We start from the raw sequence: 26,601 nt of genomic DNA, 5'->3' as shown, positions 1-26,601 counted from the left end.
TGGTCAAAATTTAAAAGGAGGTAATCTCTATTATCTTGAACATCCCCCATAATTGGTAATCTTTGCACATCTCAAATTCTTAATATATTCATTAAAGAACAAAACCCCATATTATGAAATCAACCTCCAAGATAAAACGTTACTTTTTAATTGCATCAATAGGTGCTGCATTTATTTTATTAAATTCCTTTTCCAATAGTACCATCCCCGTTCCACCCGATGAAATTTCAAAAACAGATACTATTGATTACACCCCGTTTTTTTTCTTAAATATAAATAATGGCGACGATGTCGAAGAACTTCCGTTTCTAGCCGCCTTTAATGCCGGTGGCCCTACCTTAAACCTTGACGGAACAATTTTTGGGGAAGACGCTTATTTTAACAGAACTTCTAAAACCGGCACTACCACTCTAACTGAAATCAAGAACACAGACTTAGACGCACTTTATAAAACCGAGCGTAGCTCAGACAGTGACAAAGGCAATTTCAGTTATGATTTTCCGGTCACCAGCGGCACGTACCAAATAAAGCTTCATTTTGCAGAAATTTGGTTCGGTGCTCCTCAAGGTGGCCCGGGGGGATCTGGAAAACGTGTTTTTGACGTCTCTTTGGAAGGCGAAAACAAAATCAATGATCTTGATATTACTGAGGAAGTGGGCACCGGTACCGCACTGGTAAAAACCTATGAGGTACGTGTAAATGATGGCGAGCTCAATATAGACTTCGCTGCAAGTGTAGACCGCCCTCAGCTGTGTGCCATAGAATTGTATGGTAACGGTGAACTGGGCGAAGAAGGCCAGGATCCCTGCCAATGGACAGAGTTAGCACCCAGTAGCCTAAAGAAGTTGGAATCCCAAACTGCAAAAGTAGATGGTAAACTGTATACGTTTGCAGGTTTTCTCGATGGTTTTCTCATTACAGGGGCTACCGAGATCTATGATGTTAAAAATGACTTATGGTCCAATGGCACTCCCATGCCAGCACCGGTTACCCATATGGGCAAAGCGGTAGTGAATGATGACGTATGGATGATAGGCGGCTTTACCGGAGACAATCCCGGCATTGCGACCGACAAGGTGCAGATTTACAGTACAACAACGGATACTTGGAGGGCTGGCCCGGCACTCCCCGCCCCCCGAGGTGCTGGGGCCGCTGCTTATAATAATGGTAAAATACATTTTTTTGGCGGTCTCATGCCGGACCGTGTTACCGATGTAAGCGAACATTATATCCTTGATCCCGAAAATGTGGCTGCCGGTTGGGTCTCCGCCGCACCGTTGCCCCATGGTAGAAACCAACTTAGCGCTGCCAGCGTAAAAGGCCTGGTATATGCCATAGGAGGTCAGTTCGGTCACGATGACGGGGTAGAATACCTGCGCTATCTGGATGTTTACGATCCTGCAACCGATAGTTGGTCTCACAGGGCTGATCTGCCCTCAGATCGTTCCCACTTTGAACCAGGAACCATTGTTCACAACAATAAAATTATAATAATAGGAGGTCGTCGTGGTTTCTTCTTTTTTGATGACGTTACCGAATATGACCCCGCTACTGATAGCTGGACCGAACGCTGCAAACTGCCCGAACCCTTGCTGGCCCCATCAGCTGAAATTTTTGATGACCAACTGATAATCGCAAATGGCGGCTTTAAAGAAACAGATCTTAGGGACAATACGCGCTCATTACCGATAGAACCAGATATTACTCTAAACAATGAAGGTAGAAGCCTTTCCAAAGGAAATCTGGAAGGTGCGATAAAAGTTTTTCCCAACCCTTCCCATGACAATATCAATATCAATGGAATCGACGTACTGGGTAGTACGATCACGGTAAACATAAAAGGTATAAATGGGGCAAAACTTATAACCAAAACGTTTGAGCCTTATGCCAATACATATACTCTGGAAACAAATACGCTACAATCGGGTATTTATTTTATTGAAATTGTAAAGGAGGATTCCAAAAGCAGTAAAGTCATCAAATTCATTAAAAATTAGTGAGACAATGCAGTGCTGCTGGCTTGTGCCAACTAGATTTATAGAACGCTTTCTGTTATAAATCATCCAAAATGAACAAAAAACGAGGTGTAGGTACGATAAATTCGAAATAACCCATACTACCTTGTAAATCGAAAAAGAGTTCCGGGACAAAGAGTATAAACCTTACCAGGGATAAAATAATAATCTGCAATGAATAAAAAACAAAATTTACGACATATGGATGCCAACGATAATTGTTGCGATGGCAATGATGTCAGCCATAATAATAGTGAAAAGTTAAGTAGCTTAAAAATTTATTTGCCCGCTATATTCAGCTTTGTAATGTTCATAGCGGGAATTATCGTTGATTATATAGAGGTTTTTCCACTTTTTTCCGGTTGGATTAGGATGCTTTGGTATGTGGTTGCCTACATTCCGGTAGGTTTTCCTGTTATAATTGAAGGCTGGAAAAGTATAAAAAACGGTGATTTCTTTACCGAATTCCTGTTGATGTCCATCGCTACTCTGGGCGCATTTGCCATTGGCGAATATCCCGAGGGCGTTGCCGTAATGCTTTTTTACGCGGTCGGTGAACTCTTTCAAAGTGCCGCCGTCAAAAAAGCGAAGGGCAATATAAAAGCCCTTTTGGATGTACGTCCCAAGGAAGCCTTGGTTTATCGTAATGGTGACTATGTATCAGTTAATCCCGAAACGGTGGGGATTGGCGAAAAAATTCAGGTGCGGGTGGGCGAAAAAATTCCTCTGGACGGTAAGCTGTTGTCAGAAAAAGCTTCTCTAAATACGGCTGCCATTACGGGCGAAAGCAAACCCGATACCATTGTCAAAGGCGAAAAGGTATTTGCAGGAAGCATAAATCTCAATGGGGGTAATTGAAATCGAGACGTTTTCTTAGCAATTATATTGAGCTTTATACCTTATCTGTTTGTCGATAATTACGTTTTTGAAGATTGGTTGTACCGTGCCTTGATCTTCCTCGTTATTTCCTGCCCCTGTGCCCTTGTAGTTTCAATTCCGCTTGGTTATTTCGGCGGAGTGGGAGCTGCCTCTCGAAATGGAATATTGTTCAAGGGAGCATCCTTTCTTGATGCAATGACTAAAGTAAACACCGTCGTAATGGATAAAACCGGAACGGTTACCAAAGGCGTGTTTAAAATCAAAGAGGTTGTTAATAATGATGCTGAAGTTTATGCTGAGCAAGGCCGAAGTAAAGAGCCGGAATTTCCTGCATTGAGCGAAGTCGAAATGATGAAATACCTGATGGCAATAGAAGAACAATCGACCCATCCTATCGCCAAGGCGATACTGGAATATAAGACCGAAAGTGCAGATTTTGAAGCTACCGAAGTATCCGAGGTGGCGGGAAAAGGATTGATGGGCACGGTCAACGGAAAAATCGTCTTGGTAGGCAACAAAGCTTTGATGACCTCAAACAACATACAGGTTCCTTCAGAAACAGACGGTATTGTTGAATCAATTGTAATGATTTCCATTGATGGAAAATTTGCAGGTTACGTAACCATTGCCGACGAACTGAAAGAAGATGCCCACGAAGCAATCAAACAAATTCGCAAAGCGGGGATTTCGAAAATCATAATGCTCTCTGGGGATAAGGACTCCATAACCAAGGAAGTTGCCCGGGAAATGGGTATCGATAGAGCAATGGGGGGGCTGTTGCCGGAAGATAAGCTCAACGAAGTGGAGCGGCTCAAAAAAGAAACTGGCACGTCGGTGGCATTTATTGGAGATGGTATAAATGACGCTCCCGTACTTGCGACCAGCGATGTAGGTATCGCAATGGGCGGTTTAGGGAGTGATGTGGCCATTGAGACCGCCGATGTCATCATCCAGACCGATCAACCTTCTAAAATTGCAATGGCCATTAAAATAGGGCGTTCCACCAGACGAATCGTTTGGCAGAATATTGGCCTGGCATTTGGGGTTAAAATTGCTGTTATGGTCTTAGGTGCCTTTGGAATGGCAACGATGTGGGAAGCTGTATTTGCCGATGTTGGTGTTACATTTCTGGCTATTCTCAATGCGGTACGGTTACATAAAATGAATTGGAAATAATATAAAAAACAATGTCTCAAAGTAGAAGAAACAGACGAAAGAAAAAAGTTCAAAAACCATCTAAAAAGCAAATCACAAAAAAGGATAAGGTCAAAGGTATTATTGCCTTTGTGCTTCTATTCATCGCTGCATTTTTGCTCTACTTTTTTGTGCTAAAAGGGAATATCCATAAGCATTGAATTTATGGTTTTGTTATAACAGAAAAAACTTATCGAATATCTTTTTTTGGAATGATCAACAGTTCTTTAAACTAAAGTTACCACTGATTATCAGCGCATAGTTTTCTTAATAAAAGATTAAAATAAAATGTTAATGTCACCTAAAACTCTCAAATTTTCGTAAATTTGCCACGATGAAAAAAATCTTCAGTAAAATAGTATCTATTTTAATGGCATCCATAGTGCTGTTTACTACAACGTCATTCGCGGTAGATATGCATTATTGTGGAGATTCATTGGTTGATTTTTCTTTAGTTCACAATGTTAAAACGTGTGGAATGGAAAAGCAACAATCTGAAATCAATTGTGAAAAGGCTTTCTCTGAGAAGCCTTGCTGTTCTGATACCCAAATAGCAATTGATGGTCATAATGAATTAAAATCATCATTCAATAATCTAACTTTTGAGCAACAAGCTTTCGTTGCCACTTTCTTCTATACTTACATTAATCTTTTTGAGGGCTTGGATGAAAACATCATCCCTTTTAAAGATTATACGCCGCCCTATCTCATACGGGATGTGCAAGAATTAAACGAGACATATTTAATTTGATTTTAAACAGTTCCCGATAATTATCGGGAAAATTAGCCCTGTGGTTCATACCATTTTGGGCTCATTTTGTTGTGTTTAATCTTCTGATAAATCAGGATTTTATTCAATGTATAACTGTTTAATTATCAATACCTATGTTAAATAAGGGTATAAAATTCCTCATTGAAAATAAACTTATCGCTGTTCTTATGCTCACGATCTTTGTGGGCTGGGGCATCGTTAACGCTCCCTTTAACTGGGACACTGGTTTTCTCCCCACAGACCCTGTAGCGGTTGACGCCATACCCGATATTGGGGAAAATCAACAAATCGTTTTCACCAAATGGGAAGGACGCTCCCCGCAGGACATAGAAGATCAGGTAAGCTATCCGCTTACTACAGCGTTGTTGGGTATTCCCGGGGTGAAAACCATCCGCAGTTCTTCAATGTTTGGGTTTTCGAGTATCTATATTATTTTCGATGAAGATGTGGAATTTTACTGGAGCCGAAGCCGTATCCTCGAAAAACTCAATTCTCTGCCCAGTGGTTTGTTACCGGATGGGGTAAACCCAAGTTTGGGTCCAGATGCGACCGGATTGGGTCAGATTTACTGGTACACTTTGGAAGGCCGTGACAAAGATGGAAACGTAACCGGTGGCTGGGATCTGCAAGAACTTCGCAGCATACAGGACTATTATGTGAAATATGCCCTTTCTTCCGCAAGCGGGGTCTCCGAAGTGGCTTCCATTGGTGGCTTTGTTCAAGAATATCAAATAGATGTCGATCCTGAACTTATGCGCCAATATAATATTGGCCTGAGTGAAATTGTCAAAGCGGTCAAGGAAAGCAATAAGGATATTGGCGCACAAACACTGGAAATAAATCAGGCGGAATATTTGGTGCGCGGTCTCGGTTATGTGAAGTCCATCGCCGACATTGAAAACGCGGTCGTTACTTCCGAAGATTATACTTCAATACGCATTAAAGATATAGCCCGCGTACACTTAGGCCCTGCCCCACGCCGGGGGATTCTGGACAAGGAAGGAGCTGAAGTAGTAGGTGGCGTTGTCGTGGCCCGTAATGGAGCAAACCCGATGGAGGTCATCAACAATGTAAAAGATAAAATAAAAGAGCTGAGCTCCGGCTTACCTTCAAAGAAATTGAAAGATGGCCGAACCTCACAACTAACCATTGTCCCTTTTTACGACCGTACGGAACTCATCCAGGAAACTTTAGGCACACTCAATGAAGCCTTGACCCTTGAAATACTGATAACGATACTCGTGATCATTGTGATGGTCTTTAATTTAAGGGCTTCCATACTTATTTCGGGATTATTGCCCGTTGCGGTGCTAATGGTATTTATTGCGATGAAATTTTTCGGCGTAGATGCCAATATCGTGGCTCTTTCGGGAATTGCGATTGCCATTGGTACAATGGTAGATGTAGGGGTCATTCTCTGTGAGAATATTATCAGGTATCTGGACGAAGAGGATGTGCGGGTTTTAAATGGTGAAACAAGGCAACCCATCAACACGCTCGTCTATAATGCTACTGCTGAAGTTTCAGGGGCGATCGTCACAGCGGTTCTTACCACCATCATAAGTTTTATTCCTGTGTTTACAATGATAGGTGCCGAAGGGAAATTATTTAGGCCATTGGCCTTTACCAAAACGATGGCGCTCACCGCATCCATTATTGTTGCCCTGTTCCTAATCCCGCCCTTTGCGGCATTCCTTTTCCGAAGAAAAAATATTCAGAAAACGACCCGGAATATCATCAACGGGCTTTTGATCCTTTTAGGAGTAACAGCAATAGTTTTTGGGTATTGGTTGGGCCTTATACTGATAGCCTTCGGAATTGTTGGACTTTTAAAGGATGCGAAAATTGCATCAAAAGTTTCCGACAGACTGTGGCTTTCTGAAAAACGAGCGAATGTGGCTAATATGATTATTTCGGCAATAGCCATTGTATTTCTTTTGGCAGAATATTGGCGTCCATTAGGCTTTGACCGTAGCATATTGATCAACCTTCTTTTTGTGGGGATCATCTGTTTTGGCCTTTTAGGAGCGTTTTCATTGTTTAAACACTATTATTCCAGCATTCTGAAATGGGCTTTGCGTAATAAAGTGCTGTTCCTCTGCATTCCTACAACCGTTTTCGTTCTTGGCATCTTAATAATGACCAATATGGGTAAAGAATTTATGCCCTCGCTCAACGAAGGCTCCTTCCTGCTGATGCCTACTTCATTACCACATGCTGGGGTAGCAGAAAATAAGCGGGTGTTGCAGCAATTGGATATGGCCGTGGCAGGAATACACGAGATTAAGACCGTAGTGGGAAAATCGGGTCGGACGGAATCGGCGCTTGATCCCGCTCCCCTATCGATGTATGAAAATATAATCCAGTATAAATCGGAATATATGGAGGATTCCGATGGAAAACCCCAACGCTATAAAGTAAACGAAGATGGGTTTTTTATGCTGAAAGATGGCGGTTTGGTGACCAATCCCAACAACGAGGTTACCAATTCAGAAAACTACAAAGAAGCTAAGGTTGAAGATCCGTTCCTTATTGACAGGGGAAACCTGATGCCTGATGAGGATGGGGAATTCTATCGTAATTGGCGACCGGAAATACAATCGCCTGATGATATCTGGAACGAGATCGTAAAGGTTACCAAACTTCCGGGGGTCACCTCCGCCCCTAAACTGCAACCCATCGAAACCCGTCTGGTAATGCTGCAAACTGGGATGCGGGCTCCTATGGGCATCAAGGTCAAAGGTCAGGACCTGAGACAAATTGAAGCCTTTGGACTGAAATTGGAGGATATTTTAAAACAGTCGAAAGGCGTAAAAAAGGAAGCTGTTTTTGCAGACCGTATCGTTGGGAAGCCCTATTTGTTGATCGATATAAACAGGGAACGTCTTGCCCGGTATGGCATCTCCATCGAGGATGTACAACAGGTTCTTCAAGTGGCCGTGGGCGGGATGCCGTTAACACAAACTGTGGAAGGCCGTGAACGCTATGGCGTTCGCGTACGGTATCCAAGGGAACTTCGCGGAAACGCTGATGAAATAAAAGATATTTATGTACCCGTCTCAAATGGAAACCCGGTCCCCCTCGGGGAATTAGTGGATATCCGGTATGAAAAAGGGCCACAGGTCATCAAAAGTGAAGATACATTCTTGGTTGGATATGTTTTGTTTGATAAACTCGATGGCTTTGCCGAGGTGGATGTCGTGGAAAATGCCCAGGCACTTATCCAACAGAAAATCGATACCGGTGAACTTACCGTCCCAAAAGGGATCAATTATCAATTTACGGGCACTTATGAAAACCAGATTCGTGCGGAAAAAACCTTATCGATAGTAGTTCCACTTGCACTCATCATTATCTTTTTAATCCTTTATTTTCAATTCCGTTCCGTTTCTACCTCGTTGATGGTTTTTACGGGTATTGCAGTAGCTTTTGCCGGTGGGTTTATAATGATTTGGCTATATGGTCAGGATTGGTTTTTCAATTTCAGTTTTTTTGGAGAGAACCTGCGGGATCTTTTCAATATGAAAACCATTAATCTTAGCGTGGCAGTTTGGGTGGGCTTTATCGCTTTGTTTGGTATTGCCACCGATGATGGGGTGGTAATGGCGACCTATTTGACACAGACCTTCGATAGAAATGACCCTACGGACAAAGCCGCCATCAGAGAATCTGCGTTGATGGCTGCCGAAAAACGTATCCGTCCCTGCCTAATGACAACAGCAACCACAATCCTTGCTTTATTGCCCGTTTTAACTTCTACTGGCCGGGGAAGTGATATTATGATACCTATGGCAATACCCAGTTTTGGGGGAATGATCATTGACGTTACTTCTTACTTTATTGTTCCTGTTTTGTTCAGTTGGAAAAAGGAGGCCGCCCTTTCGCGGAAGAAGAAAACACTAAAAAACAAATCAGGGAATACCAAAAATATTTCGAGATGATAAAAAAAAGAAAATACAAAATAGTTTTGGTACTTGTTTTTTGCTTGTATGCAGGTTTTGCCGAAGCACAACAACTGCAATCTTACATTCAGGAAGCCGAATCCAACAATCCGGATATCCAAGCTTATGAATTGCGGTACAACATCGCAGAAGAAAAAGTGAATGAAGTAAACTCGCTGCCCAATACCGAATTTGAGGCGGGCTATTTTGTTAGCGAGCCGGAAACACGTACCGGGGCGCAACGTGCCCGTTTTTCGGTCAAGCAGATGCTGCCTTGGTTTGGTACAATAACCGCAAGGGAAAATTACGCATCTTCAATGGCCGATGCAGAATACGTGGAGATTGCCATTGCGAAAAGAAAATTGGCACTTTCTGTTTCACAATCCTACTATCAGTTGTATGCCATTACCGCCAAACAGGAAGTTTTGGAAGAAAACATACAATTGCTCAAAACATACGAGCGATTGGCACTTACATCGGTAGAAGTTGGTAAGGCTTCTGCCGTAGATGTACTTCGGTTGCAGATCAGGCAAAATGAACTGGAAAAGCAAAAGGAGGTTTTAGGTGAGGATTACTTAGCTGAAAAAGTCCAGTTCAATAACCTATTGAACAAGGAAGAAAATAAGAAGATTACCGTAATGGATACGTTGATAATACCTTTTGAGAATATGCCATTTTCCAAAGATGGTTTGGCGATGCACCCCGAGCTTTTAAAATACGATAAACTATATGAATCGATAACACAATCAGAGTCCTTAAACCAGAAGGAAAGCCTGCCCAATATTGGTTTTGGTTTGGATTATATTCCGGTAGCAGAACGTCCCGAAATGAATTTCAGCGATAACGGAAAAGATATCTTAATGCCAATGGTTTCGGTGTCCATCCCCATATTCAATAGTAAATACAACTCTCGCACTAAACAAAATGAACTGCGCCAACAGGAAATAACAGCCCAAAAGAATGAACGGCTGAATACCCTGAAAACCCTTTTTGCACAGGCCAAACAAAACCGGAATTCTGCAAGGATAGCATTCAGCACCCAAGTAAAAAACCTAAAACAGGCCAAGGATGCAGAAAATATATTAATAAGGAACTATGAAACCGGAACAATAGATTTTAATGACGTTCTGGACATTCAGGAACTGCAATTGAAATTTCAGATGAACCAAATCGAGTCGGTTAAAATGTATTATGTGCAATCGGCCATTATTAATTATTTAACCAACTAAGAATGGAAACAATAATCTACATAAAAAATATGGTCTGCGACCGATGTATCAAGGTTTTAAAGACTGAACTGACAGGCGAAAACATTAAGGTTTTGGATATAAAACTAGGGGAAATTACGGCCGATATTCAAACCAAAAAAGATGAACAAACAATTCAGAAGGTGGTAGAATCGAATGGGTTTTACATTATCGATGGGGAGAACTTTAAACTGGTTGAACAAACGAAGCTCATACTGATCAACCTTTTAAATAACCTGCCCTTGTCAACCAATGAGAGGCTTTCAGAAATACTGTCAAAAGAAATGTACCACGAATATTCCAAAATAAGCAAAATATTCTCCTATAACGAAAAAATAACCATTGAGAAATATTTCATCAAACTGAAGATTGAAAAGGCCAAGGAACTGATACACAATAGGGAGCTTAACTTTACGGAAATAAGCCAACTTTTAAATTATAGCAATCTCACGCATCTAAGCAACCAGTTTAAAACAGAAACAGGTATGAGCCTCACCGAATACAAAACAATGGAAAAGAACATTAGGAATTCATTAGACCAAATCTATTAACAATTGATTGAATGACAGGGATAGCTAAAGATTACAAAATCATATTTAAGTAACTATTAAAGCAAATAGCTGTTTTTATGACAGAAGATAAAATATACAAAAAAATAAAGAAGCTTTTTGAAAAGAACATGGTCAACGGATATTCCAAAGCCGCAGACCATATGTATCATTATACGAAGCCATCCCCAGAGACTTACCCATTTCAGTTTTTTTGGGATACGTGCCTTCATGTTTTTATTCTGACAGCAATGGGAAGGAAGGAAAATGTAGATATGGCCAAAAAGCATATTAAAAGTCTTTTCGCCTTACAGAAAAGTGATGGTTTTGTAGGGCACATGATCTATTGGAACAACGTCCTTCCCGGGAGGATCACTGACATATTCCAGTCTAGGCCAAGTTTGAAGTTCGGTCTGTTGCGCACGCATATGAGTGCCCTGATTCAGCCACCTTTGGTCTCGCAGGCAGTTTTGAGAATCTATGAAATGTCCAATGATAAAAATTTCTTGGCGGATATGCTGCCAAAACTGAAAACATACTACAACTATATCGCTGAAAATAGGGACTTTCAGGGAGATGGCCTGATCTCAATCATTTCCCCATTTGAATCCGGGATAGATTGGAAACCCTCTTTTGACGAGGTAGTGGGATTCAAATCAGGTAAAGCAAATGGGAAACTTTTTTTAAAATTCATAACAGTGGATGCAAGGAATTTTTTCAGCGGTTACAATTTAAAGAAAATAGCCGATCGTGATTATTTTATGGTCAAAGAAGTTGGGTTCAATACGATTTATGCCCAAAATCTAAAAACTTTATCCCGCTTGTGCGAAATTATGCAAGATCCCGATTCTGAGATATATGAACAAAGGGTCAAAAAATGTACAGGAAGTATGTTGAATGTCATGTATGATGATGAAACGGCCGCTTTCTATGATGTTTATGGCAAAGGGGATGAACCCTTAAAAGTACTTACCCCTACTATTTTCTTTCCGTTAATACTTGAGGGCATTCCCAAAAAACTTGCTAAAGCTATTCTGGAAAGGCACTACTTTAATGCTGATGAGTTTGGGGTTCCCTTTCCCATACCTTCACTTGCGATTAACAGCTCCGCCTTCAACCCGAAGGAGTCCCTTTATATATGGAGGGGCCCTACCTGGACGCTCTTCAATTGGTTTCTATACCCATATTTCTTAAAAAAGGGGTATAAGGATGAGGCTGAAAGGCTAATGGATAGTATGTACCGTCTTGTACAGAAAAGTGGCTTTCGTGAATATTACGATCCATTTAGCGGTAAGGGCCATGGCGCAAAGGATTTTACTTGGCCCGGATTAATCATTGATATGATAAAGCAAAAAAATAATTTCAATAAAGAAAGTGGCCCTTGAACAAAATGGATTTTCTGAATTAAGAATTCATTAAGCTAAATTATATAAGAATAAGCCATAATTCTTAAACCACAACTTTAAACTAAACCATATTTTTAATAATAAATGAAAATAACAATAATAATCTGTTTTGTAGCATTATACACTTTGTTTTTTAGGTTCAAACGATAAACGAATTCAACGACAAAGTTATTGGCTAAATTATAGATAATAATCAGGACAGCCACAAATCAATTTAAGTATTGATCTTAAACCTATAAAAAATATAATATCAGATGAAAATTACCACCATTATTTATTTAGTGCTTTTTTCTATTGTTGGTGCATATGCACAAACCGAAAAATCCGTAGAAGGAAACGTTGACAATTTACCTGTGCGGGAATACACGTTGACCTTGCGGGAAGAACAGGTCAACAAGGCTGGAAAGCCGGTTATGGGTATGACCGTAAACGGTCAGATACCTGGACCCACATTAGATTTTAATGAAGGGGAATATGCTATAATTTATGTGAAGAATGAAATGAGCGTAGAGTCTTCCATCCACTGGCACGGTATGCTGTTGCCCAATTTTTATGATGGCGTGCCCTACCTTTCCACACCACCCATAGAACCCGGCAAAACCCTAAAATATGAATTTGCGATAAAGCAAAACGGCACCTATTGGTACCATTCCCACACGATGTTGCAGGAACAGAGTGGTGTTTTTGGTTCCATCGTCATACAACCGAAAGAAAAAACATTGGATTATGATAAGGAGCAGGTTTTGGTATTGTCTGACTGGACCAATGAAAAGCCCCGGGATGTAATGCGGTTTTTAAAACGGGGCACCGAATGGTACAATATAAGAAAAGGAACGGCCACACCGCTTAATCAGGTTATTGCCCGGGGGGCACTGGGCGCGCAGGTCGATTTTTGGAGACAGCGTATGGAAAGTGCGGATATAGCGGACATATATTACCCGGCCTTCTTAATAAATGGAAAAGAAAATGTGGAATATCCAGAATTCAAACCTGGGGAAAAAATACGCCTTCGCATTATTGACGGCTCTGCATCAACTTCGTTCTGGATGGCCTTCGGCGGCCCAGACCCTTTGCTTGTCTCGGCAGATGGTAAAGATGTTGTTCCTGTTAAAAGAAACAAAACTTTTATTGCCGTTGCGGAAACCTACGATTTTATCGTGACCATACCGGAGAACGGCAAACTGGAATTTAAAATTATGGCTCAGGATGGCTCCGGTTCCGCAACTGCCTACTTGGGTCAAGGCCCTATCGTTGCTGCCCCTGATGTTTCCAGACCCGATAAAATAGCAATGATGCAACAAATGGCCAAAATGAAAATGAAAATGGGTGCACCCGCTTTAAAATTCCGCCCGGGCAAAGACGAGCGATATCAGATGAAGGAGAAATGGGGCATGCAAATGGACGATAATATGCAGATGGAAGGAATGAAGGAAATGGATATGGGTATGATGAACGAGGACAAGTCCAAAGGTAAGAATATGGAAATGAAGAAGGGTAAAATGGAAGGTATGCAAATGAATATGAAAAAGGATTCGATGCAGATGGACCGTTCCAAAATGGCCGGGATGGATACGAAAAAGGGTGCCAAAATGAAAGAGGCCTCTCAAATGGAGGATATGAACAAGACGAACCCGACTGCAGGACGGGAAGTGATGGACGAAGCAGATGATATGCAGGGAATGGATATGTTTTCGCAATACAACTATGACTACCTGAAGTCGCCAGAAAAGACCAGCTATGATCCTGATGTGCCCGTAACCGAAATCCTATTGAACCTTACCGGGAATATGCAACGCTATATCTGGAGTATGAACGGTGTTCCTCTATCTGAAGCAGATAAAATAAAGATCAAGGGAGACGAGGTAACCAGGATTACCTTCAACAATTTGACCATGATGCACCACCCGATGCACCTTCACGGCCACTTCTTTAGGGTCATCAATGAAAACGGGGAATATTCCCCTCTAAAACACACGGTCAATGTACCGCCCATGCAAAAGATGACCATTGAATTCTATGGCAATGAATACGGCGATTGGTTTTTCCATTGCCATATTCTTTACCATTTAGTAAGTGGTATGGCACGCATTGTCAGCTATGACACCCCTAGGGATCCAAGGCTAGAAGAATATCCGGTCTCCAAGCTTCTGGATGAGACCGATCGGTATTATTCCTATGGAATGATAGATGCGGCATCGCATATGACCACATTGAACCTCATATCGTCCAATATCCGAAATCAGTTTAGTTTCCGGGGGGAATATGGATGGAATAAAAATATGGAGGTGGAAGCTGCTTATGATAGATACCTTTATGATTATTTGACGGTTTTTGGCGGTGTAAATGTCGAGAACGAAATGGAGGATAGCCTCGATGAGATAACAACAACGGCAATAGCAGGGGTAAGATATCTTACGCCCTACTTATTTACATTGGATGTGAGGATGGATAGTAAGTTACGCCCGCAGATTAGCTTGAGCCGTGCAATCAGTATTTTTCCACGAACAATATTGTTCGGAATGTATGAGTACCAGGCAGATTTTGGGTGGGTAGATGAACTGCCCCAAGGAGATAATTTCAAAAAAGAGGTTACTTGGAGCACAGGTATTGAATATTTTTTATCCAAGAATTTTTCCTTGATGGGAAGTTATGATAACCGTTTCGGTGTTGGAGGGGGGATTTCCGCAAGGTTTTAAATGAAATATTATGATGTACGAATGGGACTGGTTGATTTTAGTAGGGGAGATCATACTCGGTGTTTTTATCTATTCCGGGAGGAAAAATAAAATGCTGAAAAAGCAAAAGGATACCTTGAAAAATATTGGATGAACGCTATGCCAAAGGCGAAATCACAAAAGAAGAATATATCGAACCTAAAGAAACAATCAAAACGAAAATATAATGAGGCGTCAATACTATTGACGCTCAATTGCAAAAATTAACTCAATTATTAATTAAATTTTAAACATTATGAAAAATTCAAAACTGATTGAAGCATTGAACAATTGTGTTGCGCATTGCAATTATTGTGCAGATGCCTGTCTTGACGAAGACAATCTCAAAATGATGGTAACCTGTATTAGGACAGATCGCGCCTGTGCAGAAATCTGCAATGCGACCGCTGCACTATTGGCCTTTGACCACGCTTCCGCGAAAGCAATGGTAGAGCAGTGCCGTGCCATCTGTAAAGAATGTGCCGAAGAATGTGAGAAGCATGACTCACAGCATTGTAAGGACTGTGCCGAAGCCTGTAAGAAATGTGCAGAGGCCTGTGAAGCTTATTTAAGCTAACACTAATTAGTAATCTTCCCCTTTAAACAGGGGAAGATTCACTATTAATTCAAACTGAAATCAAAATTGTTTGATTGCGCTTCCATCGAAGAATAATTTTAAAAAAGAATATTAATTCAAATCAATATCAAAATGAGAAAACTAAAAATGACACTAGGTATCCTAATATTGACACTGGCAACTCTCACTGCAACTTCCTGTAAGGATGGAAAAAAAGAAGGGGCAACAGCACCAATGTCCAGTGAAATGCATCAGGAAGATTCAGCATCTGAAATGATGGCAGATAATTCAAGTAAAGAAGGTTTATCTGCAATCTTAGATAATTACCTGAAAATCAAAAATGCTTTGGTTGCCGACAACCAAGAAGATGCCGCTAAAGCTGGTGGGATGTTAGTGGCTGATTTTGAGGAGTTTGATAAGAGCAGTTACTCTTCAGAAGAAAAACAGGAAATGACAGACATCATCGAAGATGCCAAAGAACACGCAGAACATATTTCAGAAAGCCCAATCGAGCACCAGCGAGAACATTTTGACATCTTGAGCAAGGATATGATCGATATGGTTGCGATAACAGGAACCGATAAAAAGCTGTATCAGGATTTTTGCCCTATGTACAATGACAACAAAGGGGCTCAATGGTTGAGCACCACTGAAGAAATCAAAAACCCATATATGGGCAGCAAAATGCCGGGATGTGGAAAAGTGCAGAAAGAGATCAAGTAATTGAAGGTCTTTAAAACCATAGCGTGGGTCTTACTGTTTGCATTTGTCGGTATCCAATTTTTTCCCACAGACCGCAATCAAAAGAAAGCCGTGTATGTTTCCGATTTTATGAGGGTCAATAATGTCCCCCCTAGGGTACAAAATAAGATAGAAGTGTCCTGCTACGACTGTCATAGCAATAATACCGAATACCCTTGGTACAACAGGGTTCAGCCGGTCGCGTGGTTTCTTGAAGACCATATTAAGGACGGAAAGGCAGAATTGAATTTTAATGAATGGGATGAGTACTCAGACAGGAGAAAGAACAGTAAACTACGGTCTATTATCAGTCAGATCGAGGATGATGAAATGCCGCTGGATTCCTACACGTTTGTCCATCGGGGTGCGAAATTTTCTGAATCGGAGAAAAAGGAAATTGTAAAATATATGACCCAGCTTAAAAATAAGCTATAGCGCTTAATATTTAAGCGGCGTTGAAGAAATGAGATAAATAAAGTTATACCTGAAAGAAGGAAAGGATTCTTTTTTCATTGAAGATTGGTTGGTTAGTTAAGCCTTTCCTTTTTAGGGTATAATGATAAAGTCCTGCAAGGGAAGGGTATTCTTAATTTGGTTAGTTTAAAAAGCCCCTTCCCTTGTCAGGCACAAAAAAGAAAGCCGATGAAAGATTGTTGCAAAACAGGAAATGAAAAAGAACAAAAGAAAGTTGGCTTTAGAAAATGGTTCAACTCTATCATTTATGGAATTATAGCCAATATAATCATGGGGGCTTTGTGGCGCCAATTAACTGGAAACTAATTCAAAAACCACAGAAATGAAAACGAGACAACTATTTTTTACCGTATTGATGTTGACCTATTTTGGAAACTTCTCAAACGCCTTTGCGGCAGATTTGAATCAGGTGTCCTTCAACAAGCTTGAAACAACAGTTGATAATACAACAGTCCCGATCGCCACCCTTGCTGCTTCCACTGCGGCCCAAGATCAGGTGACGGCAGACCTTGATGAGTTCCCCAACCTGCACCCGCTCGTGGTTCACTTCCCCATTGTACTGCTTTTACTTGCAGTTGTGCTACAGCTCATACAGCTTTTTACCATGACCCGTACGATGGACTGGGTCATTCTGATGACGATAGGAGCGGGTTTTATAGGGGCTTATGTGGCCGCCAACTTTGTGCACCCAGATACCGAAGGCCTTACCGCAACGGCCAAAAGCGTGCTGGAGCAGCACGATAAACATGCCATGTGGGCCATGTGGTCGAGTGCTGCCGCAGCGGTGCTTAAAGTGGTCAGCCTGTTTTTCTATAAGCAGGTACGCTGGTTTGAGATCGTGACCTTTCTTGTGATGGCCTTTGCTGGATATTCGGTAGCCTGGGCCGGGCACTACGGATCTCAATTGGTTTATATAGAAGGTGTGGGGCCACAGGGACAGTATATGGGCGAGGAACATGAAGAAGGTGGACATTCCCATTAAATGTAACAGATGAGAAAAGTATTTTTAATTACAGCTTTATTTTTAGTCATGGCATTGACCGGGCTTATCATTTGGTTACCCTACTTATGGTGGATCGCTTTATTAATAATTCCATTTCTACTGTTGGGTTTTATGGATTATTTTCAAAAATCCGATAACATAAAACGCACCTATCCTTTATTGGGAAGGATTACGAATCTATTGGAAGAACAGCGCCACGTACTTCAAGAAACCTTGCTTCTTAACCGTACGGAAGGGATGCCCTTTAACTGGATACAGAAGGAAATTGTATATAAACGGGCCGCAGACGCTAATAAAAGTCAGCCTTTTGGAACACAATTATCTTATGAAAAGTTAGGAAGGGAATGGTTTGTACATTCAGCGTTTCCTTCTGCAACTATTCAAGATGATTTTAGAGTGATTATTGGAGGACCTAAATGTTACCAACCTTATAACGCCAGTATTTTGAACTTGAGCGGGATGAGTTATGGTTCCATCAGTAAAAACGCTACCCTTGCTTTTAACGGCGGAGCAAAAATAGCTGGTTTTGCACAAAATACAGGAGAAGGTGGGCTAACACCTTATCACCAAAAATATGGTGCTGATCTAATCTTTCAATTTGGTACGGGATATTTCGGTTGCAGAAATGAAAATGGGGATTTTGATGCTAAAAAGTTTAGTGAAATAGCCCGGAACGATCTCGTAAAAATGGTCGAGATCAAAATTTCACAAGGGGCAAAACCTGGTTTTGGGGCAATACTTCCAGCCAAAAAAAATACGGAAGAAATTTCAAAATTCAGAGAGATAGAAGCACATACCGAAATTCATTCCCCTGCCCACCACAGTGCTTTTGGGAACACCAAAGAACTAGTCGAATTCATCAAAAAATTACGAAAACTTTCAAATGGCAAACCTATTGGGATCAAACTCTGTTTAGGGCAAAAAACGGAGTTTGAGAAAATGGTAAAGATACTTGTCGAAATGCAGGACTATCCAGATTTTATAGTCATAGATGGTGCTGAAGGTGGTTCAGGGGCGGCAAATATGGATTCTTTGCATTGGGGGGGCACACCACTACCCGAAGCACTGCATTTTGCAAATAAAACTTTGATCGATTATAATTTACGGCAATACATCAAAATACTTGCCGCAGGAAAAATCATATCATCTTTCGATCTCTACAAAACCTTAGCTTTGGGAGCTGATGCTTGTTATAGTGCCCGAGGAATGATGTTCGCCCTTGGGTGTGTACAATCCTTAAAGTGTAATCTGAATACCTGTCCTACGGGTATCACTACGATGAATCCTTCTAGGGTTGCCTCGCTAGTTGTGGATGATAAGAAAACCAAAGTTGCAAATTATCATAAAAACACCATTGAAGGCTTAAAAGAAATATTGACTTCAATGGGGTTAAAAGATAGAAAAGGAATCTCTAAAGAAAATATTTTCAAAAGAATAAATGAAACTGATGAGAAATCTTATGGAGAAATTTATAATTAATGAAGTAAAAATTTAAATCCCGATTAATCGATGAGCGAACCCAGAGATATAGAATATAAAAATGCTTTTTACACCCAGCTTATATCAAAAGCTCTACCAACCATTGCAGTTATTGTGGGGCTTTCTATTTTGAGCCTTTGGGTTCTACCTCGATTTAGAGATGCAATATGGTTGTCTTGGTCAATCCTGGTATTTGCATTAGTAAAGACATATTTTATTGTAAGGCTTTCCTTTGACCAATTAATGAAAATCATCGGTCAGAGTCATTTGCTAAGCCATATACTTGTTTTGTTTGGACTACTCATAAGTATGATTATAATTTCATTTGCATTTGATTTCACTTCATTGCAATTTTTTGACCCTCAAAATTTCAAATTTTCCTATAAAATGGGAATTACTGGAATTAAGATTTTTTTTGAGCATATCTATTTTAGTACAATTACCTTTTCATCAGTAGGTTATGGGGACGTTGTTCCAATCTCGGTACTCGCCAAAACACTTGTTATGCTAGAAATAGGATTACGGTTTTTTGTACTTGTATTCGGGATTGCAAATATTAACCAGATACGCATAAACGAAAATAAATAAAATAATATATGAACGATTTTTTAAAACAATGGGGCGAAGCCGCATATACCACCACCGGATTTTTCTGGATGGCGCTGTGGGCATTCGTGTTGGGCTACATCATCAGCAGTATGATCCAGATTTTCGTGACCGAAAAACGAATGCAGAAAACAATGGGCGGTGCAGAATTCAAGGGCGTATTGTTAGGTACGTTTTTTGGGTTTATTAGCAGTTCGTGCAGCTTTGCGGCACTTGCATCCACAAAATCCCTTTTCAAAAAAGGGGCAAGTTTCATTTCTTCCATAGCCTTTTTATTGGCCTCTACCAATCTTGTCATCGAGTTGGGGATTATTATTTCCATCTTTTTGGGATGGCAGTTCGTAGTGGGCGAATATGCCGGGGGAATTTTATTAATAGGGATCAGCTGGATTTTAATACGGCTCATCAATCCCAAAAAGCTCATTGACAAGGCAAGAAAAAACCTCGAAAAGGAGGACGGAGATTCAGGAATGGACGATTCCAAAGATTGGAAAAAGCAGATGCAAAATGAGGATAGCTGGGCAAAAGTGGGCAAAAAATATAAAATGGAATGGCAAATGGTCTGGAAAGATGTAACCGTGGGCTTTACCATTGCCGGTATTGTTGCGGCATTTGTTCCTGATGCCTGGTTTCAGACCCTATTTATCGGGAGTGGTCAGGGCAATACGGACTTCTCTTTTTTTGAAATTCTGGAGCATATTATAGTGGGCCCCGTTGCAGCATTCGTGACTTTTATAGGGTCTATGGGCAATATTCCATTGGCTGCTTTGCTCTTCGGAAAAGGGGTCAGTTTTGCGGGGGTAATGGCCTTTATTTTCAGTGATCTGGTCGTTTTTCCAATTTTAAGGATCAATGCGAAGTACTACGGTTGGAAAATGTCATTATTTATTCTCTTCTTACTATTTACTTCGTTAATTGGAGCCTCACTTATTTTGCACTATTCTTTTGACTTGATGAGCCTTTTACCAGATCCATCACAGGTACAGGTTCAGGATAGCGAATATTTTAAGATCAACTATACCTTTTACCTAAATCTTGCTTTTCTGATTATATCAGGATACTTGATTTATCTGGGCTTTTTCAAAAAGAAGGATGTGGACAGCAAAATGGGTGAAATGGCTCCAAAAAGCCAATTGCTCGAAAACATCTTAAAATATGCGGCCTTTATCAGTTATATATGGATTGCGGGAGGATTGGCTGTAAAATTTTTAATCCAATAAATATGAAGGTTAAACTGAAAAATATGGTTTGCGACCGTTGCAAAACGGTCCTAAAACAAGAATTAAAGCAAGCAGGAATAGATATTTTATCTATTGAATTGGGCGAATTAATCGTTATGGATGAAGCGTCAGTTAGTCAAAGTGTTTTAAAAGAGATAGCAGAACGTAATGGATTTGAAGTTATTGATAGTAATACTTCCGTTCTAGTAGAGAATGTTAAAACAGCTTTGATAAAGAAAGTCGAAAGCCTCCAAGGCTTAAACGAAAAGATGTCCACTTTCCTTTCCAATGAACTCAATGTTGATTACTCTGTCATTAGCAAGTCTTTCAGTGCTTCAACAGGAATTACAGTCGAAAAATATCTAATAAAACTGAAAGTAGAAAAAACAAAAGAACTATTGCAAATGGGCAATAAGACTTTTGCTGAAATAGCATATTCCTTGGATTATAATAGTGGAAGCCATCTCGCAAAGCAATTTAAAAATATGACGGGGATGTCAATGACCCAATACAGGAAACTACAAAAATGGAATCGTAGGACGCTGGATAGAATTGTATAAGAATTAACCTGAATTATCAAAGCTTCCACCTTGAAAGCTGCATAACTTGTTCAGCTTAACATTAAATAGTTTTTAAGATGAAACATACATATCAAATTGAAGGAATGACCTGTAAGGGTTGTATGAGAAACGTTAAATCAGCCTTGTGCGATGTTCCAGATGTTATCGATGTTGATATAGACTTAGATGCATCAACTGCAACCATTGAAATGCAAAACCACATCTCAATAGATAAATTTGAAGAAGCGGTACAAAAAAAGAAAAGCAAATACCATATACATCCAGTTAAAGCCGATGGTATAATGACGCGCACCTATCCGATAAATGGAATGACCTGCAATGGTTGTAGGTCGCACGTAGAAGATACACTTTCCAAAGTAAATGATGTTGTAAACGTATCTGTAAGCTTGGAAAAAGCCGAGGCGGTTGTTGATATGAAATCTGAAATATCAATAGAAAAATTTCAGGATATCCTAAAGAAAGATGGTGGCGGTTATACAATTTACAAGGCAGGTCAGCGTCCTGAACCTACTAAGGAAAAGATTGAAAAGCCAAAAGGCAAAGGAACGGGTGCGTTCTATTGCCCAATGCATTGCGAGGATGATAAGACCTATGACAAACCGGGGGATTGTCCAGTATGTGGAATGGATTTGGTCGAAGAACAAAATTTATTTGCTACTTCAGGTGATCAATGGACCTGCCCGATGCACCCTGAAATCGTAAAGGACGAAGCGGGTGCCTGTCCTATTTGTGGGATGGATCTCGTCCCGATGGAACCAGATCTTTCTTCTGAAGAAAAGACCTACAAAAAACTGCTTAAAAAATTCTGGATAGCACTGGGTTTTACATTGCCCATTTTCTTAATGGCAATGAGCGAAATGATTCCAAATAATCCATTGTACGATTTGATGGAACAGAAATGGTGGAACTGGGTTCAGTTTGGTTTATCCATCCCTGTAGTATTCTATGCTACGTGGATGTTTTTTGAACGCGCTTACCGCAGTATCAAAACGTGGAATTTGAATATGTTTACGCTTATTGGCATAGGGGCGGGCGTTGCGTGGCTTTTCAGTGTATTCGGGATGTTCTTTCCAGATTTCTTCCCTGAACAATTTAAAACGGATTCTGGCGCAGTACACGTTTATTTTGAAGCTGCTACCGTAATCCTCACATTAGTTTTAATGGGACAAGTATTGGAAGCCCGTGCACATAGTAAAACCAATTCCGCAGTCAAGGAATTACTAAAATTGGCACCTAATAAAGCGGTGCGAGTGGTAGACGGTAACGAAAAAGAAGTTTCTATTGACCAGATTGAAAAAGAGGATATCCTAAGAGTTAAACCGGGCGATAAAATTCCCGTGGATGGCGTAATTACGGAAGGAAATACAACTGTAGATGAATCTATGATCTCGGGAGAGCCTATTCCAGTTGATAAAGCTGAAAAAGATAAGGTAAGCAGTGGAACCATAAATGGCAATCAATCTTTCTTGATGAAAGCCGAAAAAGTGGGTAGCGACACCTTACTTTCCCAGATTATACATATGGTAAATGATGCGAGTCGCAGTCGCGCGCCTATTCAGAAATTGGCTGATACGGTTTCCGGTTATTTTGTTCCAGTAGTGGTTCTAATTTCCTTAATTACTTTTGCAGTTTGGGCGATATGGGGACCAAATCCAGCTTATGTATATGCCTTGGTCAATGCCATTGCAGTGCTTATTATTGCGTGTCCCTGTGCATTAGGATTGGCTACGCCAATGTCTATAATGGTAGGGGTTGGCAAAGGAGCGCAAAACGGGGTATTAATAAAAAATGCTGAAGCGCTGGAGAAAATGGACAAGGTGAATACCCTTATCGTAGATAAAACAGGAACGATTACAGAAGGAAAACCTACCGTCGAGAAAATAGGTGTTTTTGGTTCAAATTTTTCCGAAAATGAAATTCTAAAATTCATCGCTTCCCTAAACAGTTCCAGTGAGCACCCACTTGCAGAAGCGACTGTAAAATACGGAAAAGAGCAAAATACCGAATTCTCTAAAACCGAAAACTTCAGCGCAGTAACAGGAAAAGGAGTAGAAGGAACGGTTGATGGGAAAAAGCTTGATCTGGGAAATGCAAAAATGATGGAGTACGCTAATGCAACTATCTCAACAGAAATGGAAGCCGAAGTACAATCTTTTCAGAAACAAGGAAAAACAGTTTCATATTTGGCGATAGACGGTGAAGTTTCGGGTTACGTAATGATAGGCGATAAAATTAAAAAGACAAGTGCCAAGGCCATTAAAGAACTGCAAGATAAGGGTATCTCGGTAATAATGTTGACGGGCGATAATCACGACACCGCACAAGCCGTGGCAAGCGAACTCAATCTCGCCGATTTTAAGGCAGGAATGCTCCCCGAAAATAAATTGCAGGAAGTGGAAAAACTGCAAAACGAAGGCAAAGTAGTTGCAATGGCAGGCGACGGTATCAACGATGCACCTGCTTTGGCCAAAAGTGATGTGGGGATTGCAATGGGAACGGGAACAGATGTGGCGATTGAAAGCGCAATGATCACATTGGTCAAAGGCGATCTGCACGGTATCGTAAAAGCAAGGAATTTGAGCGACGCGGTTATGAAAAACATTAAGGAAAACCTGTTTTTCGCCCTCATCTATAACACCTTGGGAATCCCCATAGCCGCTGGTTTACTTTACCCTTTCTTTGGAATTTTATTATCCCCAATGATTGCGGCCTTGGCAATGAGCTTCAGTTCGGTTTCCGTTATAGGAAATGCACTCAGATTACGAACAAAATCTATCAACTAACCAATAAATTATAAAAAAATGAATTCAACTGAAAAAAATAACATCGGAACGAAGAAAAGCAACTATGGCAAATTTATAGTGATGCTGGTTCTTTCATTTATAGCAATGTACATTACAATGTATTTGAACACCTATGAATGGAACCACGTCTATTTCAGCCTTACACGGTTTTATATGGCTTGTCTGGGGATTTCGGCAATGGCGGTAATTATGCTTTCCTTGATGCTCCAAATGTATAAAAACAGAAAAAAGAATATCGCAATTTATCTCGGTAGCCTAGTACTTTTTATTGGTGCTCTGTCTTTGGTACGCACTCAAAAACCGATTGGAGATGTGCTTTATATGAAAGCTATGATTCCCCATCATTCCATAGCCATTCTTACCAGTAAAAGAGCCGCGATCAAAGATCCTAAAGTACGGAAATTAGCAGATGAGATTATTAAGGCACAGGAAAAGGAAATCGCCGAAATGAAAGCATATATCGAGCGATTGGAAAATAACGAATAAATAAACTAAGAAAATAAGTTATGAATAAGAACCTAATATATATAGGCATTGCAGTACTCGTAGGACTGCTTGCGGGTTGGCTCATTTTTGGTACATCGGTAGATAAATCAATGGCGGTTAAGGACGTGTCAACTATGTCAGATAATCACGAACATTCCGCTGAAACCGCAGAAGGAATGTGGACGTGTTCTATGCACCCCCAGATTATGCAGCCCGAACCCGGTGACTGCCCCATTTGTGGGATGGATTTGATTCCGGCAGAATCGAGTGCAGATGGACTCGCGGCCGACCAGTTTAAAATGACAAAAAATGCAATGGCCCTGGCAAATATTCAAACCAGTATAGTTGGGGATGCAGAAGGAAAAAACGGGAATATTATTTCGCTTACCGGAAAAATTGTAGAAAATGAGGAAGCAAATTCTGTTCAAGCAAGCTACTTCGACGGAAGGATAGAACGCCTCAATGTAAGTTATGAAGGACAGGAAGTCCGGAAGGGACAGCTCTTGGCAACCATATATGCGCCCAATCTTGTCGCAGCACAACAGGAGCTTATTACAACGGCATCGCTTAAAGAAAGCCAACCAGAACTTTACAAATCGGTCCGAAACAAATTAAAGCTTTGGAAACTCTCGGAAAACCAAATCAACAGTATTGAAGAATCAGGGAAAGTACGTGAGAATTTCCCGATTTATGCCACGGTTTCTGGAACAGTTTCCGAGAAAATGGCGGAAGAAGGCGATTACGTAAAACAGGGGCAGCCTATTTTGAAATTAAGCAACCTAAACTCGGTTTGGGCAGAGTTTGATGCTTATGAAAACCAAATTTCCATATTTAAAAAAGGACAGAAAATAAAAATGACCACCAATGCCTATCCCAATAAGGAATTTGATGCTACCATCTCTTTTATTGACCCGGTATTAAACACCCAAACCAGAGTGGTAACGGTACGGGCTACCATACAAAATAATAACAACCTTTTAAAACCGGGAATGTTTGTTGCTGGAAACATAGAGGGTGTTAGTGCTTCCAAGAAACAGCAACTTGTTGTTCCAGCATCTGCGGTAATGTGGACAGGAGAACGTTCGGTGGTTTACGTAAAAACCAATCCTGACGAACCTGTTTTTGAAATGCGGGAAGTAATCATAGGCAATAGAAATGGTGAAACCTATACCATAACAGATGGTCTTGAAAATGGTGATGAAATCGTAACCAATGGTACATTTACGGTAGATGCAGCTGCGCAGTTACGCGGTAAAAAATCGATGATGAACCAAGACAATGTTGAGGATGAAACCACGATACCAGAAATGAAGATGGAACTATCTCAAGAAGCGCAAACGGCGATTGAGAAAAGCTTAAAACCCTATCTAAATATGAAAGATGCATTTGTTGCTGGAAATGTCGCTGATGTTTCTGCTTCCGCCAAAACTACATTAGAAAAACTACAATCGGTCGCGGAAAGTGATTTGGGTAAAATGGAACAATCCCACATTTCCAAAATCAAGCGAATGTTGGTTGCTATCAATGAAACGGATAATATCAAAAATCAAAGGGATCATTTTGTTGTATTGAATCAAAATATGGTGCCCCTTGTAATGAATATTAAGAATATCGACCCTCAAATATTGATTCAGAAATGTCCGATGGCCAATAATAGCAAAGGTGCGTTTTGGCTAAGTACCAATAAAGAAATCCGCAATCCATATTATGGAGAGCAGATGATGACCTGTGGGAGTACAATTGATTCTTTGTAATAAATAATTCAGAATAAGACGTCGAACAAGCAAAACGTTAATCTTCTAATCATTCTGCCAAGCGTAAATTCTTAAACCCAAAAGTATAGTATAACTTTTCAATGATTCGGATTTTATTCAGTGAAGGCATACACCTTGATCAGTTTTGAGAGATATTTTT

19 protein-coding genes and 1 pseudogene are annotated in these 26,601 nt (G+C 40.5%); all 20 read left to right on the top strand.

What is annotated here, in order from left to right; genetic code table 11:
• Positions 1-113: 113 nt before the first annotated feature.
• Positions 114-1,997, top strand: coding sequence for a malectin domain-containing carbohydrate-binding protein (locus tag P162_RS14970; RefSeq protein ID WP_031428503.1), 1,884 nt, complete (start codon positions 114-116; stop codon positions 1,995-1,997).
• Positions 1,998-2,189: 192 nt separating this feature from the next.
• Positions 2,190-4,070 (top strand): annotated as a pseudogene (locus P162_RS14965) (heavy metal translocating P-type ATPase).
• Positions 4,071-4,422: 352 nt separating this feature from the next.
• A complete protein-coding gene (locus P162_RS14960) occupies positions 4,423-4,839 on the top strand; it encodes an HYC_CC_PP family protein (protein WP_031428501.1) in 417 nt (138 codons plus the stop codon).
• Between the two features lie 134 nt (positions 4,840-4,973).
• Complete coding sequence (locus P162_RS14955; protein ID WP_035917116.1) at positions 4,974-8,801, top strand: efflux RND transporter permease subunit; 3,828 nt, start codon at positions 4,974-4,976, stop codon at positions 8,799-8,801.
• Complete coding sequence (locus tag P162_RS14950) at positions 8,798-10,030, top strand: TolC family protein (protein WP_031428498.1); 1,233 nt, start codon at positions 8,798-8,800, stop codon at positions 10,028-10,030. The genes P162_RS14955 and P162_RS14950 overlap by 4 nt, the downstream gene beginning before the upstream one ends.
• A 2-nt stretch (positions 10,031-10,032) precedes the next feature.
• Positions 10,033-10,599 carry a helix-turn-helix domain-containing protein gene (locus tag P162_RS14945; protein ID WP_031428497.1) on the top strand — a complete coding sequence of 189 codons (567 nt, stop codon included), beginning with the start codon at positions 10,033-10,035 and terminating at the stop codon, positions 10,597-10,599.
• A gap of 77 nt (positions 10,600-10,676) precedes the next feature.
• Positions 10,677-11,981 carry an amylo-alpha-1,6-glucosidase gene (locus P162_RS14940; protein WP_031428495.1) on the top strand — a complete coding sequence of 435 codons (1,305 nt, stop codon included), beginning with the start codon at positions 10,677-10,679 and terminating at the stop codon, positions 11,979-11,981.
• A gap of 275 nt (positions 11,982-12,256) precedes the next feature.
• Positions 12,257-14,698: a multicopper oxidase domain-containing protein gene (locus tag P162_RS14935; protein WP_031428493.1), complete on the top strand. Its 2,442-nt coding sequence runs from the start codon at positions 12,257-12,259 to the stop codon at positions 14,696-14,698.
• A 125-nt stretch (positions 14,699-14,823) separates the two neighbouring features.
• Positions 14,824-14,904: a hypothetical protein gene (locus tag P162_RS18025; RefSeq protein WP_316931618.1), complete on the top strand. Its 81-nt coding sequence runs from the start codon at positions 14,824-14,826 to the stop codon at positions 14,902-14,904.
• Positions 14,905-14,972: 68 nt separating this feature from the next.
• Positions 14,973-15,293, top strand: coding sequence for a four-helix bundle copper-binding protein (locus P162_RS14925; protein ID WP_031428492.1), 321 nt, complete (start codon positions 14,973-14,975; stop codon positions 15,291-15,293).
• Positions 15,294-15,425: 132 nt separating this feature from the next.
• On the top strand, positions 15,426-16,016 hold the full coding sequence (locus P162_RS14920) for a DUF3347 domain-containing protein (protein ID WP_031428491.1): 591 nt from the start codon (positions 15,426-15,428) through the stop codon (positions 16,014-16,016).
• Positions 16,017-16,469, top strand: coding sequence for a heme-binding domain-containing protein (locus P162_RS14915; RefSeq protein ID WP_031428489.1), 453 nt, complete (start codon positions 16,017-16,019; stop codon positions 16,467-16,469).
• Positions 16,470-16,830: 361 nt separating this feature from the next.
• Positions 16,831-17,490 carry a DUF2231 domain-containing protein gene (locus P162_RS14910; protein ID WP_031428487.1) on the top strand — a complete coding sequence of 220 codons (660 nt, stop codon included), beginning with the start codon at positions 16,831-16,833 and terminating at the stop codon, positions 17,488-17,490.
• A 9-nt stretch (positions 17,491-17,499) separates the two neighbouring features.
• Complete coding sequence (locus P162_RS14905; RefSeq protein WP_031428485.1) at positions 17,500-18,990, top strand: FMN-binding glutamate synthase family protein; 1,491 nt, start codon at positions 17,500-17,502, stop codon at positions 18,988-18,990.
• 30 nt (positions 18,991-19,020) lie between these two features.
• On the top strand, positions 19,021-19,578 hold the full coding sequence (locus P162_RS14900) for a potassium channel family protein (RefSeq protein WP_031428484.1): 558 nt from the start codon (positions 19,021-19,023) through the stop codon (positions 19,576-19,578).
• An 8-nt stretch (positions 19,579-19,586) separates the two neighbouring features.
• Positions 19,587-20,816, top strand: coding sequence for a permease (locus P162_RS14895; protein WP_031428483.1), 1,230 nt, complete (start codon positions 19,587-19,589; stop codon positions 20,814-20,816).
• 2 nt (positions 20,817-20,818) lie between these two features.
• Positions 20,819-21,376 (top strand): helix-turn-helix domain-containing protein, encoded by a 558-nt coding sequence (locus tag P162_RS14890; protein WP_031428482.1) that lies wholly within the window; start codon positions 20,819-20,821, stop codon positions 21,374-21,376.
• Positions 21,377-21,453: 77 nt separating this feature from the next.
• On the top strand, positions 21,454-24,180 hold the full coding sequence (locus P162_RS14885) for a heavy metal translocating P-type ATPase (RefSeq protein ID WP_035917113.1): 2,727 nt from the start codon (positions 21,454-21,456) through the stop codon (positions 24,178-24,180).
• Between the two features lie 18 nt (positions 24,181-24,198).
• Positions 24,199-24,687: a DUF305 domain-containing protein gene (locus tag P162_RS14880; RefSeq protein WP_031428479.1), complete on the top strand. Its 489-nt coding sequence runs from the start codon at positions 24,199-24,201 to the stop codon at positions 24,685-24,687.
• A 20-nt stretch (positions 24,688-24,707) separates the two neighbouring features.
• A complete protein-coding gene (locus tag P162_RS14875; protein WP_031428477.1) occupies positions 24,708-26,441 on the top strand; it encodes an efflux RND transporter periplasmic adaptor subunit in 1,734 nt (577 codons plus the stop codon).
• Positions 26,442-26,601: the final 160 nt, after the last annotated feature.

It is taken from the genome of Flavimarina sp. Hel_I_48, from assembly GCF_000733945.1.
Taxonomy (GTDB): Bacteria; Bacteroidota; Bacteroidia; order Flavobacteriales; family Flavobacteriaceae; genus Leeuwenhoekiella.
Note: the sequence above shows the minus strand (reverse complement) of the source record. Positions and strands in the feature narration are given on the sequence as shown.

What these genes read in the sequence shown, in the direction of transcription:
- P162_RS14970 (WP_031428503.1), top strand. Translation starts at nt 114, where the DNA reads ATGAAATCAACCTCCAAGATAAAACGTTACTTTTTAATTGCATCAATA.
- P162_RS14960 (WP_031428501.1), top strand. Translation starts at nt 4,423, where the DNA reads ATGAAAAAAATCTTCAGTAAAATAGTATCTATTTTAATGGCATCCATA.
- P162_RS14955 (WP_035917116.1), top strand. Translation starts at nt 4,974, where the DNA reads ATGTTAAATAAGGGTATAAAATTCCTCATTGAAAATAAACTTATCGCT.
- P162_RS14950 (WP_031428498.1), top strand. Translation starts at nt 8,798, where the DNA reads ATGATAAAAAAAAGAAAATACAAAATAGTTTTGGTACTTGTTTTTTGC.
- P162_RS14945 (WP_031428497.1), top strand. Translation starts at nt 10,033, where the DNA reads ATGGAAACAATAATCTACATAAAAAATATGGTCTGCGACCGATGTATC.
- P162_RS14940 (WP_031428495.1), top strand. Translation starts at nt 10,677, where the DNA reads ATGACAGAAGATAAAATATACAAAAAAATAAAGAAGCTTTTTGAAAAG.
- P162_RS14935 (WP_031428493.1), top strand. Translation starts at nt 12,257, where the DNA reads ATGAAAATTACCACCATTATTTATTTAGTGCTTTTTTCTATTGTTGGT.
- P162_RS14925 (WP_031428492.1), top strand. Translation starts at nt 14,973, where the DNA reads ATGAAAAATTCAAAACTGATTGAAGCATTGAACAATTGTGTTGCGCAT.
- P162_RS14920 (WP_031428491.1), top strand. Translation starts at nt 15,426, where the DNA reads ATGAGAAAACTAAAAATGACACTAGGTATCCTAATATTGACACTGGCA.
- P162_RS14910 (WP_031428487.1), top strand. Translation starts at nt 16,831, where the DNA reads ATGAAAACGAGACAACTATTTTTTACCGTATTGATGTTGACCTATTTT.
- P162_RS14905 (WP_031428485.1), top strand. Translation starts at nt 17,500, where the DNA reads ATGAGAAAAGTATTTTTAATTACAGCTTTATTTTTAGTCATGGCATTG.
- P162_RS14900 (WP_031428484.1), top strand. Translation starts at nt 19,021, where the DNA reads ATGAGCGAACCCAGAGATATAGAATATAAAAATGCTTTTTACACCCAG.
- P162_RS14895 (WP_031428483.1), top strand. Translation starts at nt 19,587, where the DNA reads ATGAACGATTTTTTAAAACAATGGGGCGAAGCCGCATATACCACCACC.
- P162_RS14890 (WP_031428482.1), top strand. Translation starts at nt 20,819, where the DNA reads ATGAAGGTTAAACTGAAAAATATGGTTTGCGACCGTTGCAAAACGGTC.
- P162_RS14885 (WP_035917113.1), top strand. Translation starts at nt 21,454, where the DNA reads ATGAAACATACATATCAAATTGAAGGAATGACCTGTAAGGGTTGTATG.
- P162_RS14880 (WP_031428479.1), top strand. Translation starts at nt 24,199, where the DNA reads ATGAATTCAACTGAAAAAAATAACATCGGAACGAAGAAAAGCAACTAT.
- P162_RS14875 (WP_031428477.1), top strand. Translation starts at nt 24,708, where the DNA reads ATGAATAAGAACCTAATATATATAGGCATTGCAGTACTCGTAGGACTG.